Annotated in this window: 14 protein-coding genes; 9 read left to right on the forward strand and 5 right to left on the reverse strand. The window is 71.1% G+C overall.

Going from position 1 to position 16,865, the window contains the following annotated elements:
* Positions 1-584 precede the first annotated feature (584 nt).
* Both DQ384_RS12050 and DQ384_RS12055 read left to right on the forward strand, forming a co-directional pair.
* Positions 585-1,622, forward strand: a complete 1,038-nt coding sequence (locus tag DQ384_RS12050) for an AI-2E family transporter (RefSeq protein WP_114028856.1) — start codon at positions 585-587, stop codon at positions 1,620-1,622.
* A gap of 22 nt (positions 1,623-1,644) precedes the next feature.
* Complete coding sequence (locus DQ384_RS12055; protein WP_114028857.1) at positions 1,645-2,316, forward strand: helix-turn-helix domain-containing protein; 672 nt, start codon at positions 1,645-1,647, stop codon at positions 2,314-2,316.
* 12 nt (positions 2,317-2,328) lie between these two features.
* Here the strand turns inward: DQ384_RS12055 and DQ384_RS12060 are convergent, their stop codons facing one another.
* The 3 genes from DQ384_RS12060 to DQ384_RS12070 all read right to left on the reverse strand — a co-directional run bounded on the left by DQ384_RS12060 (position 2,329) and on the right by DQ384_RS12070 (position 7,172).
* Positions 2,329-3,573, reverse strand: a complete 1,245-nt coding sequence (locus tag DQ384_RS12060; RefSeq protein ID WP_114028858.1) for a hypothetical protein — start codon at positions 3,571-3,573, stop codon at positions 2,329-2,331.
* A 132-nt stretch (positions 3,574-3,705) separates the two neighbouring features.
* Positions 3,706-5,838, reverse strand: a complete 2,133-nt coding sequence (locus DQ384_RS12065; RefSeq protein ID WP_245966413.1) for a glycoside hydrolase family 18 protein — start codon at positions 5,836-5,838, stop codon at positions 3,706-3,708.
* On the reverse strand, positions 5,835-7,172 hold the full coding sequence (locus DQ384_RS12070) for a cellulose binding domain-containing protein (protein ID WP_114028859.1): 1,338 nt from the start codon (positions 7,170-7,172) through the stop codon (positions 5,835-5,837). The genes DQ384_RS12065 and DQ384_RS12070 overlap by 4 nt, the downstream gene beginning before the upstream one ends.
* 646 nt (positions 7,173-7,818) lie before the next feature.
* On the opposite strand from DQ384_RS12070, the gene DQ384_RS12075 reads away from it, so the two are divergent.
* The gene (locus tag DQ384_RS12075; RefSeq protein WP_114029185.1) at positions 7,819-9,027 is read left to right on the forward strand and encodes a serine hydrolase domain-containing protein; all 1,209 of its coding nucleotides are present in this window, start codon (positions 7,819-7,821) and stop codon (positions 9,025-9,027) included.
* 92 nt (positions 9,028-9,119) lie between these two features.
* A complete protein-coding gene (gene leuE, locus DQ384_RS12080; RefSeq protein ID WP_114029186.1) occupies positions 9,120-9,770 on the forward strand; it encodes a leucine efflux protein LeuE in 651 nt (216 codons plus the stop codon).
* A 63-nt stretch (positions 9,771-9,833) separates the two neighbouring features.
* On the opposite strand, the gene DQ384_RS12085 is transcribed toward leuE, so the two are convergent.
* On the reverse strand, positions 9,834-10,148 hold the full coding sequence (locus DQ384_RS12085; protein ID WP_147268749.1) for a luciferase domain-containing protein: 315 nt from the start codon (positions 10,146-10,148) through the stop codon (positions 9,834-9,836).
* A 316-nt stretch (positions 10,149-10,464) separates the two neighbouring features.
* Between DQ384_RS12085 and DQ384_RS12090 the strand changes: the two genes are divergently transcribed.
* The 3 genes from DQ384_RS12090 to DQ384_RS12100 all read left to right on the forward strand — a co-directional run bounded on the left by DQ384_RS12090 (position 10,465) and on the right by DQ384_RS12100 (position 12,663).
* Positions 10,465-11,118 (forward strand): VC0807 family protein, encoded by a 654-nt coding sequence (locus tag DQ384_RS12090; RefSeq protein WP_114028861.1) that lies wholly within the window; start codon positions 10,465-10,467, stop codon positions 11,116-11,118.
* A 110-nt stretch (positions 11,119-11,228) separates the two neighbouring features.
* A complete protein-coding gene (locus DQ384_RS12095; protein ID WP_114028862.1) occupies positions 11,229-11,894 on the forward strand; it encodes a DedA family protein in 666 nt (221 codons plus the stop codon).
* A gap of 49 nt (positions 11,895-11,943) precedes the next feature.
* Positions 11,944-12,663 (forward strand): SDR family oxidoreductase, encoded by a 720-nt coding sequence (locus tag DQ384_RS12100; protein ID WP_114028863.1) that lies wholly within the window; start codon positions 11,944-11,946, stop codon positions 12,661-12,663.
* 65 nt (positions 12,664-12,728) lie between these two features.
* On the opposite strand, the gene DQ384_RS12105 is transcribed toward DQ384_RS12100, so the two are convergent.
* The gene (locus DQ384_RS12105; protein ID WP_114028864.1) at positions 12,729-13,637 is read right to left on the reverse strand and encodes a TIGR03564 family F420-dependent LLM class oxidoreductase; all 909 of its coding nucleotides are present in this window, start codon (positions 13,635-13,637) and stop codon (positions 12,729-12,731) included.
* A 137-nt stretch (positions 13,638-13,774) separates the two neighbouring features.
* On the opposite strand from DQ384_RS12105, the gene DQ384_RS12110 reads away from it, so the two are divergent.
* Positions 13,775-14,626, forward strand: coding sequence for a hypothetical protein (locus DQ384_RS12110; protein ID WP_114028865.1), 852 nt, complete (start codon positions 13,775-13,777; stop codon positions 14,624-14,626).
* 82 nt (positions 14,627-14,708) lie between these two features.
* On the forward strand, positions 14,709-16,865 hold the full coding sequence (locus tag DQ384_RS12115; RefSeq protein WP_114028866.1) for a hypothetical protein: 2,157 nt from the start codon (positions 14,709-14,711) through the stop codon (positions 16,863-16,865).

Below are 16,865 nucleotides of genomic sequence, written 5' to 3' on the forward strand. Positions count from 1 at the left end.
AAGGAATCCATCCCCACCAGACAGCCACCCGCTAAGACGGCCATCCGTGACAGACGGAGGTTCATGCATGATTCATGCACTGGCTTTTAACACACTGTTGAGTTCTCAAGAAACGGACGCGTACACCATCACCCGAACCCGACCAGGATCCGAACTCCGGGGCTTCCATCTCGTATGCCTTCAAGCTATCAAGCCGCTTGACCGCCAGCAAATCGCGCCGTTACCAGCACTTGACCTGCGACCCAGCAACCCACTAGCATTCAGGCCGCCCCGTCTCCAGGGCAACCCCTCTAACTTAGACCAGCGAGTCCCACTTGGCAAGCGAGACTTGGTAGATCTTTTAGAGGGGATCGACGGCACCTCTGGCCGCACCCACGCGTCATCCACCCGGAGGGGATGTGCGGTGGGAAGTGGCCGGTCGATGCCGACACCAAAAGATTAGCAGGCCCCAGCGGGCGCTCGATCCAATACAGGCAACGATCGGGTAGAGGCTCCGGTCCTGAAGGCGATACAGATGGTCAACTAGGGCAGTACAACGCCCAACAGCGGGACACCCGAAGTTCCCCGAGCGGATCGAGGCACGCGTGAGCGATCGAGCGGTACCCCGGGCGCTGGTCACATTGCTCGTCGCGGCGGCGGCCGTCATCACGCTGGCCGGCATCAAGGCCATCGACGCGATCGCCGGCCCCGTCGTCCTGGCACTCGTCCTCACGATCGCCGTCTCCCCCATCAGAAGCTGGCTCGCCCGCCGGCGCGCGCCCGCCTGGGTCGTGGTCGCCGTCCCGTTCACGATCGTCATGGTCCTGCTGCTCGGCATGGTGGCGACGCTGATCGCCGCGGTCGCCGAGCTGGCGGTGCTGATTCCCGGCTACACCGAGCAGTTCCGCAAACTGGTGGCCGACGCGCAGGCGTGGGCTGCGGCGCACGGCGTCGCTCCTCAGGTGAACAAGGCGCTGCAGTCGCTGGACCCGGGGAAGATCCTGGAGTTCGCGCAAGGACTGCTGTCCGGCGTGCTCGGGGTGGTCTCCAGCGTGTTCCTCATCGTGGTGCTGCTGCTGGCGATGAGCCTGGACGCCCCGATCATCTCGCGCGTCATGGCGGCGGCCTCGGCGGAACGCCCGGCGCTGACCCGCGCGTTGACGACGTTCGCGAGCAAGACGCGCCGGTACATCCTGGTCTCGACCATCTTCGGGCTGATCTGCGCCGCTCTGGACGTCGTCGCGCTGTATCTGCTGCGCGTGCCGCTGCCGCTTCTCTGGGGCGTGCTGGCGTTGATCACGAACTACATTCCGAACATCGGGTTCGTGGTGGGCCTGGTGCCGCCGGCGCTGCTCGCCCTGCTGACGGGAGGCATTCGAGGGCTGGTGCTGGTGGTGGTCGCCTACATGGTGATCAACGTGGTGGTGCAGTCATTCATCCAGCCGAAGTTCCTGGGCGACGCCGTGGGGCTGACGACGACGGCGACGTTCCTGTCCTTGATCATCTGGGCGACGGTGCTGGGCCCGCTCGGCGCGTTGCTCGCGATTCCGCTCACTCTGCTGGTGCGCGCGCTGCTCATCGACAGTGATCCGGGGGCGAAGTGGTCGGGCGCGCTCGTGTCCGGCGAGATCCCCCGGGATTGACCGTCCCTCGTAGGCTGGGCGCGTGTACGTGGAGTCGGCGCCCGATCCGGCACTGGAGGGGCGGGTGGCCTGCCTGTGGGTGCAGGAGGCCCGGTCCCCGCTGGTGCAGCGTGTGGTGCCGGACGGGTGCGTCGACCTGATCTGGGGGCCGGACGGCCCGCACGTCGCGGGTCCCGACACGGGCCCGTTCCTGGCCGAGCTGCGGCCGGGTGAGCGGCTCACCGGCCTGCGGTTCCGTCCCGGAGCGGTGGGCGGCGTCTTCGGGGTGCCGGTGGAGTGGCTGCGCGACCAGCGGGTGCCGCTGGCGGACCTCCCGGGAGTCGAGGTACGCGGTCCGGCCGATCTGCAGCGCGCGACGGCCGAACTCCTGCGCGCGGCGCCCGAGCCGGACGCGGCTGCGGGGCCCATCGCCGCGGCCCTGAGGCGGGGGGCGGCCGTCGGCAGCGTGGCCTGGGATCTCGGGCTGAGCGAGCGGCAGCTGAACCGGCGTTGCGTGCGCGCGTTCGGGTACGGGCCGAAGGTCCTGCAGCGGGTGGTGCGTTTCCAGCGGGCGCTGACGCTGGCGAGGTCGGGGCTGCGGCTGGCCGACGTCGCGGCCGCGAGCGGGTACGCGGACCAGGCGCACATGGCGAACGATGTCAGGCGCCTGGCCGGAGTGCCGATGGCGCGGCTGATGGAGGCGGAACCGGCGTAGAGCCCGGGAGCCTCAGACCGCGGCCGCCATCGGCTCGGACGGCACCTTGCCGGAGGTCGGGGACTGCGGCGCCTTACGGCGCGAGCCCCACGGCATGGCGACGACCAGGACCGGCAGCAGGAGCATCGAGCTGAGCGCCCACGGCGCGTGCAGCATCTCCCAGCGCACATGGTCGAACTGGGTCAGATAGAGATATCCGACCGCCGCCCAGGTGGAGCAGCCGATGATGACGGGCCAGGCGAACCGGGTGGGCCGGGCGACGAGGAACGGCATGAACCACATCAGGTACTGCGCGCCGAGCCGAGGGGTGACCACCATGAAGGCGAGCAGGAGCGCCGTGGTGAGGTCGATGGGATCGGCGCGGCGCCAGAAGAAGCCGACGACGAGCAGCGTGCCATAGATCATGTACTGGCCGATGCGTGCCAGGCCGGCGTCCAGCGCCCAGTGACCGCCGGTGAAGGGGGGCGTCCACCCCCATTCGCCGATGATCGGGCGGACGTCGCCGATGGTGTGGATGACCTCGGGGAGCTGGGCGAGGGACGTGCCCGCGCCGATGGGCAGCGTGACGAGGAAGAAGATGGGCGCCACTCCCGTGGCGAAGAAGGCGTACGCGCGGGTGCGCAGGTCGGGCAGGAAGAACAGCATGCCGGGCACCAGCCAGATCGGCCAGCTCTTGGCGCAGAGCGCGAGGCCCATGAGCAGGCCGGCGATGATCGCGTTGCGGACGGGCCGGGAGGTTCTGGCGTTCCTGGCGACGATGAAGGCGGCGACGCCGAACACCAGGGACACCGGCTCGACCTGGCCGTGGACGGACGCGACCAGGATGGCCAGGGGGTTGCACGCGTACTGGAAGGCGCGCAGTTTGGCGTCCTTCCCGCCGGCGAGCTTGCCGACCAGCGGGATCAGGATGATGTCAGAGACCACGGTGACGAGGCGGCCGGCGATCTCCCAGGGGATGTGCATCCACAGGAGCAGTCCGTAGATGTACGGAATCGTCGGCAGGAAGTGCCACCCCCCGTTGCTTTCCAGCACGGGATCCCGGTGGGCGAGGATGGCCTCGCCCGCCGGTTTGAAGCTGTTCACGAAGTCGACCGGCTGCCAGGTGTCGACCGCCGACAGCGACATGATGAGGACGCGGACGCCGATCCCGACCGCCAGAGCGACGACGAGGGATGGCTTCCAGCCCTTCCACTGTGCGGCGATCGCCAGCACGACACCTGAGACGAGGACGAACCCCGTGAGCATTGCGTAATCCATGACGTCACTAGCCTGCCGGAAGGCAGACCAAACCGACCACTCGGGTACGAAAATTGCCACCATCTATCCAGAATTGCTCACACAAAGAAGTGTTTCCACTCCAGAGGGTGACGATCGAGTGGTCGGTGTGCGTCACGGCAGTGCGTTGAGGTAGCGGCGGTGGTTGGTCGAGAACTCCGAGGCGTTGTACTTGTCCCAGTTGATCGACCATGTCATGAGCCCGCGCAGCGCCGGGTACACCCCGCGCGGCCGGTAGGGGCCGCAGTTGGCGCCCTTCGCCAGGCAGTCGAACGCCTTCTGGACCTCCGCCACCGAGGTGAAGCCGTTACCGGCGTACACCGCGGCCGGCAGGCCGATGGCGACCTGGTCGGGACGCAGGGCGGGGAAGACGTTCGCGGTGTTCCCCGCGACCGGGAAGCCCGCGAGCAGCATGTCGGTCATGGCGATGTGGAAGTCCGAGGAGCCCATGGTGTGGTACTGGTTGTCCAGCCCGGTGATCGGACCCGAATTGTAGTCCTGCACGTGGAGCAGTGTCAGATCGTTGCGCATGGCGTAGATCACCGGCAGGTACGCGCCCGCGCGCGGGTCGGCGCCGCTGCTCCCGCCACCATAGAACTGGTAGCCGAGCTGGACGAAGAACGTCTCCGGCGCCATCGTCAGCACGAACCTGCTGCCGTACTTGGCCTTGAGCGTCCTGAGCGCCGAGATCAGGTTGACGACGACCGGCGTGGTCGGGTTCTTGAAGTCGGTGTCGCCGGAGTTCAGCGACAGGGAGTGGCCCTCGAAGTCGATGTCGAGCCCGTCCAGGCCGTACTTGTCGATGATCGCGCCGACCGAGCTGACGAACTTGTCGCGGGCGGCGGTCGTGGTGAGCTGAACCTGGCCGTTCTGGCCGCCGATCGAGATGAGCACCTTCTTCCCGGCCGTCTGCTTGGCGCGGATGCCGGCGATGAAGTCGGCCTCGCTCTCGACGTTCGGGCACTCGGCGACCGGGCAACGGGTGAACCGGATGTCGCCCGAGGTGACGGACGTCGGCTCGCCGAAGGCCAGGTCGATGACGTCCCAGGCGTCGGGGACGTCGCTCATCCTGATGTATCCGGACCCGTTGGCGAACGACGCGTGCAGGTAGCCCACGAGCACCCGCTTCGGCAGGGAGGTCGGCGGCTGGTTGCCCGGCGTCGCGGTGACCTCGGCCGACCGGGCCGACTCGCCGTTCGCGTTGGAGGCGCTGACCGAGAAGCGGTAGGTCGTCCCGCTCGTCAGGCCCGTAGCGGTGAAGGTGGTCCCGGAGGGCGTGCCCACCTTCGTCCCGTCCTGGTACACGTTGTACGAAGTCGCCCCAGAGGACGCCGACCAACTCAGCGAGACGCTCGTCGCGCTGGTGCCGGTCACGGCGAGGCCCCCGGGGACGGGCGGCGGGACCGGCGTGCTCGACGGTGTCGCGGTGACCTCCGCCGACCGGGCGGACTCGCCCGCCGTGTTGGAGGCGCTGACCGAGAAGCGGTAGGTCGTCCCGCTCGCCAGGCCCGTAGCGGTGAAGGTGGTCCCGGAGGGCGTGCCCACCTTCGTCCCGTCCTGGTACATGTTGTACGAAGTCGCGCCAGAGGACGCCGACCAACTGAGCGAGACGCTGGTGGCGGTCTTGCCGGTGACGGTGAGGCCGGCGGGTGTGGCGGGCGGGGTCGGCGGGGTGCCGCCGCCGTCGGGGCCGTCCAGCACGAGGTCGTCGGCGTTGTAGGCGCCGGTGCCGTACCAGCCGTTGACGTATACGGTCACCGACGTCGTCGCCGAGCCGGTGGTGAAGGACGTGGTCAGCTGGGACCACGCCGCGCCGGGCGAGCCCCAGGTGCTGACGTCGGTGGTGCCGGTGCCGAGCGCGCCGAGGAAGACGTAGTTGCCCCTGACCCATGCCGACAGGGTGTACGACGAGGACGGCTTGACCTTCACCGACTGCGAGCAGCGCGCGTAGTCGGAGCCGGCGGGCGTGGCCTCCAGGGCGGAGGTGCCCCCGTGCACGGGGGTGGTGACCGTCCGGGCGGTGGAGGCGCAGGTCCAGCCGTTGAGGCCGCTCTCGAAGCCGGGGTTGGGCAGGATGTTGGCGGCCAGGGCGGCGGTGGCCGGGACCACCGCGAGCCCGAGGGCGATCGCCGCCGCCGCGAGGGCCGCCATGAGGCGGGACCGGCGGCGCGTGAAGGGTGAGCCGCCGGCGCGCGGACGGGGGGCGTCCGCGCGCGAGGGGCCTGAGATGCGTGACAGGAAGGTCATCCGTTGTACCCCGCGAAGATCTTGGAGAATTCGTACGGCGCCTGGGGGATGTTGGTGCACGAGTACAGCGCCCCGGTGCAGGCGTTGCGGTCCCGCGTCATCTCCCAGAAGGCGAGCTCGCCCAGGTGCTTGGTCTTGGCGAACGCCACGAGCTGGCGGGCGTCGGCCTGGTCGTAGATCCGGCCGTCGTCGTTCTGGCCGAGCATCGGCGTGACGCCGACCATCCGCCAGACCTGGGCGTCCGACTTGCCGGGGTAGAGGGTTTTGAGCTGGTTGAACGTGCTCTGCGCCGCCTGGACGGCCGCGTCGCCGTAGTCGACGGAGCGGTAGTAGTCCATCGCCATGACGTTGACGACGTCGAGGTTCACCCCGGCGTCGCGCGCGGACCTCACGACGTTCAGCCCGTCCGCGGTGAGCCCCTCCGGGAGCACCGGCAGGGTGAGGGAGACCTTGAGGTCGGGGTGCGCCTGCTGGAGCCGGGCGAGCGCCTGCGACCTGCGGTTGACCGACACGGGGTCGGCGGTGGCCGCGCCCTCGATGTCCAGGTCGATGTACTTCAGCGCGTACGCCCTGACGACGGCGTCGTACTCGGTGAACAGGGCGTTGACGTCCGGGCACGCCTGGGCGAGCTCGACGCCGCCGGCGCCGCCGAAGGAGATCTTCACGTCGCCGCCGGCGGCGCGGACGGCGTCGATCTGGTCCTTGGCCCAGGCCTGGCGGGGGTCGTAGGCGTTGAACCACATGGCCTTGCAGGCGGAGGCGGTGATGAAGGCCAGAGTGAAGTTCTTCAGCCCGGAGGCCGACCTCATCGCGGCGATGCTGGGGGTGGGCCACGCGCCCATGTCGATGTACGGGGCGTGGAACAGGGAGCCGGGGCCCGGGGGTGTGGGCGTGGGGGTGACCGGAGGCGTGGGGGTCGGCGAGGGCGTGGGCGCGGGGCCGCCGGCGCAGGAGGCGCCGTTCAGCGTGCAGGCGGTGGGAGCTCCGGTGCCGTTCGCCACCCAGCCGAAGGTGGCCGAGGCGCCGGGCGCCAGCGTGCCGTTGTACTCCCGGTTCTTGAAGGTGTAACGGGAGCCCGACCGGGTCATGAGCGCGTCCCAGTAGGTCCCGGCCGTGGTACCCGCGGGCAGGTCGAAGGCGACCGTCCAGCCGCTGAGCGTCGTGGAGCCGGTGTTGGTGATCGTGAACTGGCCGTTGTACCCGGCGTCCCAGCTCGACGTCTTGGCGAAGACGGCCGTGTCGGCGTAGGCGGGTCCCGGGACGGCGATCGCGGCGGCGACGGCGAGGGCCGCCGCGGCCGCGGTGAGGAACCAGGTCGCGGGGCGCGGTCTCATCATGACCTCCCGGAGGTGGGGAGTGAGGTCAGGGCCCCGCGCCCCGGGGCGGGCCGGGGCACGGGGAGTCTCGGGGGTGTACGGCCCGCACACCCCGTGGGGGGTCGGGCGTGTGCGGGCCGTACGGTCAGGGGCTCCGGCCGGGCGGCCTGGAGCGTCACCCGGGCCGGCTTCTCGCCGTGCCGGTGCGGCGGACGCGCCGTACAGGCGGCCGGAGGTCCTGGAAGCCGCGGCCGGGGGCGCCGGCGGACGCGCGCAGGGGCGGGCGCGTCGGAAGGGGTTGGCGATGAGGACGGGGGCGGGGCGGCTCACGTCTTCAGGGTTCGCGCAGCTCAGCCGAGGAAGCCGGGGGGTGGAGGGCGGGGCACGGACGCCTCCGTTGGTCACTTCTTTTAGGAAAGTTTCCTAAGAGTTGTCGCGATCGTAGCCCCGTGGCAGCGTGCCCACAAGACCCAAACACCATGGTTTGCGGGCAGCCAGATGGGACCTGACAAGCCTTCGCGACTGGTCTAGCCGCCCGCCTGGAGAGGTACGGCACGCCCCGCGTCCACGGTCGTCGCGCACATATTTCATGCGGCTTTCAATCGGCGCGGTGAGAGGCGACCTTCCCATGGACGGGGCGGATCACGAGTGGTTCAGTCGCCTCATGGCGATTCATGGCATCTGTGACGCCCGGTACGCCGAGGTCCAGGATGAGTTCGAACGCAACTTCGAGGAACGCGGCGAGGTCGGCGCCTCCGTCTGCGTCACCGTCGACGGCGAGACCGTCGTCGACCTGTGGGGCGGGACGGCGGACCCCGTGACCGGCGCGGAATGGCGGCAGGACACGATCGGCCACGTGTGGTCCTGCACGAAGGGCGCCACGGCGCTGTGCGCCCACATCCTCGCGTCCCGGGGCGATCTCGACCTCAACGTGCCCGTGGTGAAGTACTGGCCGGAGTTCGCGGCCAAAGGCAAGGACGCGATCTTGGTCAGGCACCTGCTGACCCACACGGCCGGCCTGCCCGCGCTGCGCGAGCCGCTCCCCGACGGCGCGTTCTACGACTTCGCCGCCATGGCCGGGCGCCTGGCGGACGAGGAGCCCTTCTGGGAGCCCGGCACCCGCCAGGGCTACCACGCGCTGACCTTCGGCTTCCTGGTCGGCGAGGTGATCCGCCGCGTCGGCGGGCGCACCCTCGGCACCTTCTTCCGCGACGAGGTCGCCGGCCCGCTCGGGCTGGACTTCTGGATCGGCCTGCCGCAGGAGTACGAGGAGCGCGTCGCCCCGACGATCCCGGCGCCCCCGCCCGCGCCCGGCGCCCCCATGCCGACCCTCTACCGGAACGCGTTCGGCGACCCGTCCTCGATCGCCGCGCTGGTGATCGGCAACACGGGCGGCTACCTGACCCCGGGAGAGTCCGACAGCCGGGCCGCGCACGCCGCCGAGATGGGAGCCGTCGGCGCGATCACCAACGGCCGGGGCCTGGCGGGCATGTACCGGCCGCTGGCGCTCGGCGGGGGGCTGGTCTCCCCCGACCAGACGGCGGTGATGGCGTCGGTCGCCGCGGCGACGCAGTCGGACGCGGTGCTGTCGGTCCCCACCCGCTGGGCGATGGGCTTCGTGAAGGGCACGGACAACGGCCATCTGCGCGGACCCGACGCCGAAGGCGTGCTTCTGTCGGAGGACGCGTTCGGGCACTCGGGCATGGGCGGCTCGCTGGGGTTCGCCGACCCGGTGCCGCGCCTGTCGTTCGGCTACTCCATGAACCTGCAGGGGCCCGGTCTCGGGGTCAACGAGCGCGGCCAGGCCCTGATGAACGCGGTGTACCGGACGCTCGGGTACCGGCAGGCGTACGGCGGCCTGTGGTACCTCTGACGGCCGGGCCGAGGGGGGACGGGTGGACGACAGGAAAGCGATGACCACGTGTATAACGTGATACATCCCTCGCGACTATGGAGCACGGCGGCATGTTCTTCGGCATCACCAATATCTGGACCTACGTGGTCGGCGCTTTCCTGATCGTCCTCATCCCCGGCCCCAATTCCCTCTACGTCCTCAGCACCGGCGCCCAGCGCGGCGTGCGGACGGGCTACCGCGCCGCCGCCGGGGTCTTCACCGGCGACACGGTGCTCATGGTCCTGTCGGCGGCCGGGGTCGCCTCGCTGCTCCAGTCGACGCCGCCGCTGTTCAACGTCGTCAAGTACGCGGGCGCGGGCTACCTCGCGTGGATCGGCATCGGCATGATCCGCTCGGCGGTGCGGTCGTGGCGAGGCCGGACGGGGAGGGACGAGGCGCCCGCGCCGGTGCCCGACCTCGCCGACCCGTTCAGGAAGGCGCTCACGATCAGCCTGCTGAACCCGAAGGCGATCTTGTTCTTCATCTCGTTCTTCGTCCAGTTCGTGGACCCGCACTACGGCGCGCCGGCGCTGTCGTTCCTGATCCTCGGCGCGATCTGTCAGTTCTTCAGCGTGATGTACCTGTCAACGCTGATCTTCGCGGGGGCCTACCTGGCCGGCCAGTTCCGGCGGCGGCGGAGGTTGTCGGCCGGGCTGACGACCGGAGTGGGCGCGCTGTTCCTGGGCTTCGGCGCCAAGCTGGCCACGACGAGCCTGGGCTGAGCGACGGGCCCGGGGTAATGGACGGGGCTCGGTCGAGAAGCGCCGGACGAGCCGGCCACCGCCTCAGCGGTGGCCGGCCTCGTGCTCCTGGTTGGCCTTCAAGGCCACGCTGACCAGCGAGAGGAACATCTGGGCGTCCGTGCGGTCCTCGATCTCGACCCGGATCCACCCGGCGTTGTGCCCGCGGGTGACTCGGTGGGATTCGGCGAGGACCCGCGCCCATCGGTCGATGACGGGGGTGGTGAGACGGAGCTCCGCCGTGTGATCGCCCGACATGCGGATGATCTCGCGGCCTTCGGCGAGGAATCTGATTGATCTACGGGTACGACTGACGACCAGGTCGGGCCATCGAGTCAACTCGACGGCGACATCGGCCACGCACCCAGCCGACCGAACATGCGTGCGTGAGAGCACTGCCATAGCCTCATGCTCGCGGGCCGAACCTCGTCCGGAAACCCCCCGTTCCCGAACTGTTATCCAAAGTTCAATCACCCGGAGGAACTCCGTCATAACCAGAGCGTGACCAGCGATCGCTTGAAAGGATCTTTTTCGACGAATGCCGGGTATCGCCAATATTGGGTATCGTCGGCCCCAATGACGGCAATTCAGCATTGGCGGCCAGTTTTGACATTCCCCACTCAGGGTAGGCGCCGAAGCCTTAGCGTCGGTCTCAGCCGCCGTCCGTGGGAGAACCATGAGCCACCCGACCTTCACCCTCCCGAGGATCACCGCCCTGCTCAGGCAGGCCGTGCCGAAGCTGCTGGAGGGGGTGGTGGCCCCGCTGGCCGTCTTCTACACGGCTCTCGCGCTGCTCGGTCTGGACGGGGCGCTGATCGCCGCCGTGTCCTGGGTGTACGCCGGGGTGCTCTGGCGGGTGGTCCGCAGGCGCCCGATCCCCGGCACGATGCTGCTCGCGGCCATCGCCATCACCGCCAGGGCGGCGGTGGGCTGGTGGACGGGCAGCGCGGTGGTGTACTTCCTGCAACCTGAGCTCGGCACCATCTGCATCAGCATGGCCTTCCTCGCCTCCGTCCGGCTGAACAGGCCGCTCGTCCAGAAGCTGACGCTCGACTACATCCACCTGCCCTCGGCCGTGCTGCGGCACGAGCGGGTGCGGCGGTTCTTCGCGCGTATCACGCTGCTGTGGGCCTTCGTGCTGCTGGCCAATTCGACGGTCAGCATCTGGCTGCTGCTGCACCAGTCGATCGGCACCTATCTGCTGGTCCGCACCGCGGTCGTCGCGGCCATCAGCGGCGTGGCCGTCGGCATCTCGATCTACGCGTTCCGCCGCGTCCTGCGCCGCCTCCACACCGACACGCCGCGTCCGAGAGCCCTCACCGCCGGCTAGCGGGCCGTCTTCCCCTACGGGAACCCGGGGGACGAACCCTGACTAAAGCCAGGGACTGACGAGACCTTCGGAGGAAGCGCGCCTTTAACGGGCGTTTCTAACGTGGACATATGTCCCAAGCCCTGCTCGACCTGCTGAACGACGTCATGACCTCCCCTTGGGTCTACCTGGCCCTGTTCGCGCTCGCCGCGGTCGACGGGTTCTTCCCAGCGGTGCCGAGCGAGACGGCCGTGATCACCGCGGGCGTGTTCGCGGCCACAGGGAAGCCCAACCTGGCGCTGGTGATCCTGGTGTCGGCGCTCGGGGCCTTCGCCGGCGACCACCTCTCGTACCTGATCGGCCGTTCCTCGGTCGGACGGCTCCGGCGCGGCAGGCGTGCGCGCGCGGCGTTCGACTGGGCGTCCAAGGCATTGGCCGAGCGCGGCGGGGTGGTGCTGGTCATCGCCCGCTACATCCCCGGCGGCCGCACGGCCGTGACGCTGACGATGGGCGGGGTCAGGTACCCGCTGCGGTCGTTCTCCCCCTTCGACGCGCTCGCCGCGGGCTCGTGGGCGCTGTACTCGGCGCTGGTCGGCTTCCTCGGCGGCATGGCGTTCGAGAACGACCCGATCAAGGGCCTCCTCCTCGGCTTCGCGGTCGCGATGTCGATCGCGGTCACGACCGAGATCGTCCGGCACGTGCGCCGCCGCCGCCCGACGGCGCCGGTCCCCGCGGCGGCCCCGTCCTCGCGCGACGCCCTCGCCCGGGTGCCCGCACGGGACGATCAAGCAGATTAGTCGTGAAATAGGCGAAGATTGGAGGTCTCATCGCGGAAAGGACATTTACATGGGATGCGCACTCGTCACCGGGGCGTCGCGCGGGCTCGGCGCCGTCATCGCCGAGCGGCTGGCGGCCGACGGCTGGAAGGTCGTCGTGAACTACGCCAACGACACCGACGGGGCGAACGCCGTGGCGCGGCGCATAGGCGAGGCCGCCTACGTGGCGCGGTTCGACGTGACCGACGAGGAGGCGGTGCGGCACGGCATCGCCGAGATCCGCGAGAACGCCGGGCCGATCGGCGTCGTGGTCAACAACGCCACCGGCCCGCAGCCCATGATGCCGATCGAGAAGCAGACCTGGGACGACCATCTCGACCAGCTCCGCTTCTTCGTCAAGGCCCCGCTGCTGCTCCTGCAGGCCGCCCTGCCCGACCTGCGGGCCGACGGCGAGGGGCGCGTGATCAACGTCGGCAGCGAGGTCGCCGACCTGGGCAACGCCGACTTCGGGCACTACGTCTCGGCCAAGGCCGCCATGCACGGGCTCACCCGGTCGTGGGCCCGGGAACTCGGGCCGCTGGGCATCACCGTCAACACCGTCGAGCCCGGCTGGATCCCGGTCGAACGTCACGAGGGCTCCGACCACACCGAGTACCTGCGGACGTTGCCCCTCGGCCGCATGGGCGTGCCCGCCGACGTGGCCGAGGCGGTCGCCTTCCTTGCCTCGCCGAAGGCGCGGTTCATCACCGGGCAGCGGCTCGCCGTCAACGGCGGCAACACCATGAGCTGAGGCCCGTCACCCCGGCGGGGCGTGGCGTCCCGCCGGAACGGGCGGCCGGAGCATCGGGGACGGGCTCAGCCGGCCAGGGTGGCGAGCAACGCGCGGGTGCGCGCGGCGTCGTCGCCGGTGGCGAAGATCGAGGCCGCGAAGTCGGTGACGCCCGCGGCGGCGAACGTCTCCAGCTGGGCGCGGACATCGTCCTCGTCGCCCGCCACGACGACGTCGCCGGGGCCCGCGACGCCCTCGCGGTCCAGCATCGCCCGGTAGGACGGGAGCTGCCCGTAGATGGCGAGCACCTCGCCGGCCCGCGCCCGGACGGCGGCGACGTCGCCGGTCACCGCGACCGGCAGCGCGCACACGACGCGCGGGGCCGGGCGTCCCGCCTCGCGCGCGGCCTCGGTGACGGCCGGGACGACGTGGCCGGCGACGGTCTTGGGGCCGGTCATCCACAGCACGGTGCCGTCGGCGACCTCGCCGGCCAGGCGCAGCATGCGGGGCGCGAGCGCGGCGAGCAGCACGGGCACCTCGCCGGCCTTGGGGGTGCCGAGCTCGACGTGCGCCGTGAGGGTCTCGCCGTCGACGTCGGCCCGCTCGCCGCGCAGGAGGGGGCGCAGCACCGACAGGTACTCGCGCATGTGCCGGGCCGGCTTGGCGAAGTCGTACCCGTACATGTCCTCGATGACGACCTTGTGGCTCAGGCCGATGCCGAGGGCGAGGCGCCCGCCGAGCGCGGCGTCGGTCGTGAGGGCCTGCTGGGCGAGGACGGCGGGGTGGCGGGGGTAGGTGGGGACGACGGCCGTGCCGAGCTCGATACCGGGCACCCGGCTTCCCGCGGCGGCGAGGGCGGTCAGTGCGTCGAGTCCGAAGATGTTGGAGACCCATGCCGTCGCGAAGCCGTCCGCGGCCGCGCGGGCGATCCGATCCTCCAGCTCGGCGATCGCGTCCGGTCCCGAGGGCTCGTCGAGGAGAAGCCCGATGCGCATCGTCTCACCGTCAATCCGAATCAAATTCTAGTTATGGTGCCGGCCATCGTACGCCGCCGCGCCGACCATAGGCGATCTTGCGCTGTTAGCGTCGGCGGTTTCCGTGAAGTACCGCCGACAGCCCCAGGAGGAGCATCATGCGCGTCACGACCAGGATCGCCGTCGTCGCCGCCGCGCTGGCCGGGACCGCCGTGCCCATCGCCGTGCCGGTCGCAGCCGCGCACGCCGTGGGCGCGGAAAAGCCCGGGAACGCACCCGCGTTCGTGGCCTACCACGGCATCAGCGCGGCCCAGCAGTCCGAGCGCCTCGCCGCCCTGACCAAGCAGGGGTACCGTCCCATCTCGCTCAGCGTGTCCGAGCCTGGCAGTCCCCGGTACGCGGCCGTCTGGGCCAGGCGGCACGGCTCGGCGTGGGCGCTCTACCAGGGAATGTCCCCGAACGGCTACCAGAAGCGCTTCGACCAGTACTCCGCCAAGGGTTACCGGCCGGCCGTCGTGTCCGCCACGGGCAGCGGCGGCGGCGCCACGTTCGCGGCGGTCTTCGAGAAGGCGGACGGCGGCTTCCTGGCCCGGCACGGGCTCACCGGGAGCCGGCTCACCGCCATCCACGCCGCGCAGACCCAGGCGGGCCGCCGGCTCGTCACCGTCAACGCCTACGGCACCGCCGCCGAGCCCCGCTACGCCGCCGTGTGGGCGCAGGACCCCACCGGCGGCACGTCCGTCACCGTGGGGAAGACCCCCGCCGAGCACCAGGCCGAGTTCCTGTCGCGCAGGGACAAGGGCGAGCGGCCGGTCCTGGTCTCGGTCGGCCCCGGCGACACCTATACCGCCGCCTGGCGCAAGGACGACCTCGGCCCGTGGCAGGCGTACGCCGGCATGTCCGCCTCGGCGTACCAGAACCGGTTCGACCGCCTCAAGGCAGAGGGGTACCACCCCGTCCAGGTGGACGCCGAGGACGGTCGCTACGCCGCCATCTGGGCCAAGGGCTGAGCGGCGGCGGTGTGGACGGGGGTGGGCCTACCCCGCCCCCCGGCCACCGCGTCCGGACGCGGTGGCACCGATAATGGCGCCCATGGTGGGTTCTCGCGCGAGTGGACGGGAGCGGAACGAATCGTCCGCCTCCCTGTCCTGGCTGGCGGACGCCCTCGGGGTGTCCCCCGGCTCCGCGCCGGGGCCGGTCGCCGCCGCGTGGGCCGAGACGCGCGACACGATGCGGGAGCCGCGCAACCAGGCCGTCGCCCACCCGAACGACTGGACGTCCGACCCGTGGCTGGCGCGCGGCACGGGCATCACCGGGTCCGGGATGATCCCCACCTGGATCCCGCCGGACGGCATCGACGAGTGGCCCGCCGCCGACCTGACGGGCCTGCTGGACGTCTTCGCCTCCTCGGCGCGCCGCACCCGCCCGCAGACGCTCGCCGGGCCGTCGGAGGCGGCTGGGAACGTTCCCGGCGACGCCGTGGCGGCCTTCCTCCGGGAGGAAGCGGGGGCGGGAACGGACGGGGCCGCCGCCGTGCGGGCGCAGCACGTCCGCGCCTGGCTGGGCTGCGCGGTCGGGCCGCTGCTCCGCGAGGTCGTGCTCACCCCCGGAAACGGCCACGACGCGCTCGCCGCGGCCGCCGCCGCCCGGCTGGAGACCCCGCGCCGGGTCAACCTGCCCGTCTCGTGGGCCTCGGCGAACCAGTTCGCCGAGAAGTACCTCGACCTGCTGTACAACCTGCGGACGTCGGCCGACGGCCGTTTGGCGTTCCCCGACGCGGCGGACGTCAGGACCGGCCAGGGAGAGGGCTGGCGCGAGCACTGGACCTGGCTGAGCCGCGACCTCGGCCTCGGCGACGTGCGCGAGGCGCTGCGGACGGCCGCGCGCCTCATGCGCCACCCGCCGCTCGTCGAGGGCCTGCTGCGGACGGTCGAGGCGCAGGACCGGCGGCTCGGCATGACGGCCCTCGGGGTCGCGCGGCGCTGGCTTCTCACCCTGAAGGCGATGGCGTGGCTGGAGGACGCCACCGCGCACGAGTGGGAGCACGTCCGGCCACGCGACCTCGCCTGCTTCGCGTTCAACGCGCTCAAGCCCGACTGGCCGCGCCGCGTCCTCGGCATCAGCCACCGGTCGATCGACACCAAGTCGGCGCTGAGCCGGACGGACCTGTGGTCCTCGGGCCGCTGCGCCATCGACGCCACCTACGTCCCGTCCTGGGAGACCAACACCGGCATGGTGTGGGGGCTGTTCGGCGCGACGCCCGCGATCGTCCGGGTGCGCTCGGCGGGCTACGAGAAGTCCGCCTGGTGCCGGCGCGAGGCCGAGCTGACCCACTACCTGGTCGAGCGGGCGGACTTCCTGGCCGAGCGGTGGGTGCTGGACCTCGTCCCCGGGGACCTCACCGCGCTCGAAGCCGCGCACAACGCGCGCGACCCCCGCCCGCGACCCGGCGCGGCCGTCCCCGTGCCGGCCAGGCGTCCGGCGCCGTACGAGGTGCCGGTCTGGACGCCCGGCCCGCGACCGGCCTGGCAGACGGCGGTGCTGCGGGCGAGCGCGGCGCTGCGCGTCATCAACACGCTTCTCGCGGACGCCGAGCTGACCAACCGGTTCGTCACCGAGTTCCTGCTGGGCGACGCGCACTTCCCGGAGCCCGCGCCGACCGGCCATCCGGAGGGCTGGCAGGCGTACCGCTCGATCTTCCGCGAGCTCCAGGCGCTGGCCGGCGGCACCGAGCCGGCCGTGCGGCTGCCCTGGGGGTACAGCGCCGAGCAGACCGCGCTCGACGTGCACATGTTCCGGCGCCTGCCCCACCTCGGCGGGAGCGCTCACGTACGCGCGGGCTCCGGCACGCACGCGGGCACGGGCGCGGCCGGGCTGCGGGACGTGCTGGTCGCCTACGAGTTCCTGCGCAGCGAGTGGCCCTCGGTGGCCGGCGACCGGCGACGGTACCTCGCGGTCGACTGCCGCGACGTGCGGCCCGGGCTGTGGGCGGGCGACGAGCGGCTGTCCCTGCAACGCGGCCTGCTCGCGGTGCGCACACCCGTGCCGGTCTGGATCGTCCAGCGCGCCGGGCAGGAGGTCGACACCTGGCCCATCCCCGGCGACCACCCGATCTTCACCGAGCACTTCCCCGGCCAGTTCTCCTGGATGGCCGGGGAGCGCGACGACCGGGCGGCCCCGTCCCCCGGCTCGGGGCTGGAGTTCTCCCCCGCCCTCGCCGCCATGATCCGGCGTTCGGGCGATCGGTGA

This window comes from Sphaerisporangium album, from assembly GCF_003323745.1.
Taxonomy (GTDB): domain Bacteria; phylum Actinomycetota; class Actinomycetes; order Streptosporangiales; family Streptosporangiaceae; genus Sphaerisporangium; species Sphaerisporangium album.

What these genes read in the sequence shown, in the direction of transcription:
- DQ384_RS12075 (WP_114029185.1), top strand. Translation starts at nt 7,819, where the DNA reads ATGGCGATTCATGGCATCTGTGACGCCCGGTACGCCGAGGTCCAGGAT.
- DQ384_RS12060 (WP_114028858.1), bottom strand. Translation starts at nt 3,573, where the DNA reads ATGGATTACGCAATGCTCACGGGGTTCGTCCTCGTCTCAGGTGTCGTG.
- DQ384_RS12090 (WP_114028861.1), top strand. Translation starts at nt 10,465, where the DNA reads ATGAGCCACCCGACCTTCACCCTCCCGAGGATCACCGCCCTGCTCAGG.
- DQ384_RS12110 (WP_114028865.1), top strand. Translation starts at nt 13,775, where the DNA reads ATGCGCGTCACGACCAGGATCGCCGTCGTCGCCGCCGCGCTGGCCGGG.
- DQ384_RS12095 (WP_114028862.1), top strand. Translation starts at nt 11,229, where the DNA reads ATGTCCCAAGCCCTGCTCGACCTGCTGAACGACGTCATGACCTCCCCT.
- DQ384_RS12100 (WP_114028863.1), top strand. Translation starts at nt 11,944, where the DNA reads ATGGGATGCGCACTCGTCACCGGGGCGTCGCGCGGGCTCGGCGCCGTC.
- DQ384_RS12105 (WP_114028864.1), bottom strand. Translation starts at nt 13,637, where the DNA reads ATGCGCATCGGGCTTCTCCTCGACGAGCCCTCGGGACCGGACGCGATC.
- DQ384_RS12070 (WP_114028859.1), bottom strand. Translation starts at nt 7,172, where the DNA reads ATGAGACCGCGCCCCGCGACCTGGTTCCTCACCGCGGCCGCGGCGGCC.
- DQ384_RS12065 (WP_245966413.1), bottom strand. Translation starts at nt 5,838, where the DNA reads ATGACCTTCCTGTCACGCATCTCAGGCCCCTCGCGCGCGGACGCCCCC.
- DQ384_RS12115 (WP_114028866.1), top strand. Translation starts at nt 14,709, where the DNA reads ATGGTGGGTTCTCGCGCGAGTGGACGGGAGCGGAACGAATCGTCCGCC.
- leuE (WP_114029186.1), top strand. Translation starts at nt 9,120, where the DNA reads ATGTTCTTCGGCATCACCAATATCTGGACCTACGTGGTCGGCGCTTTC.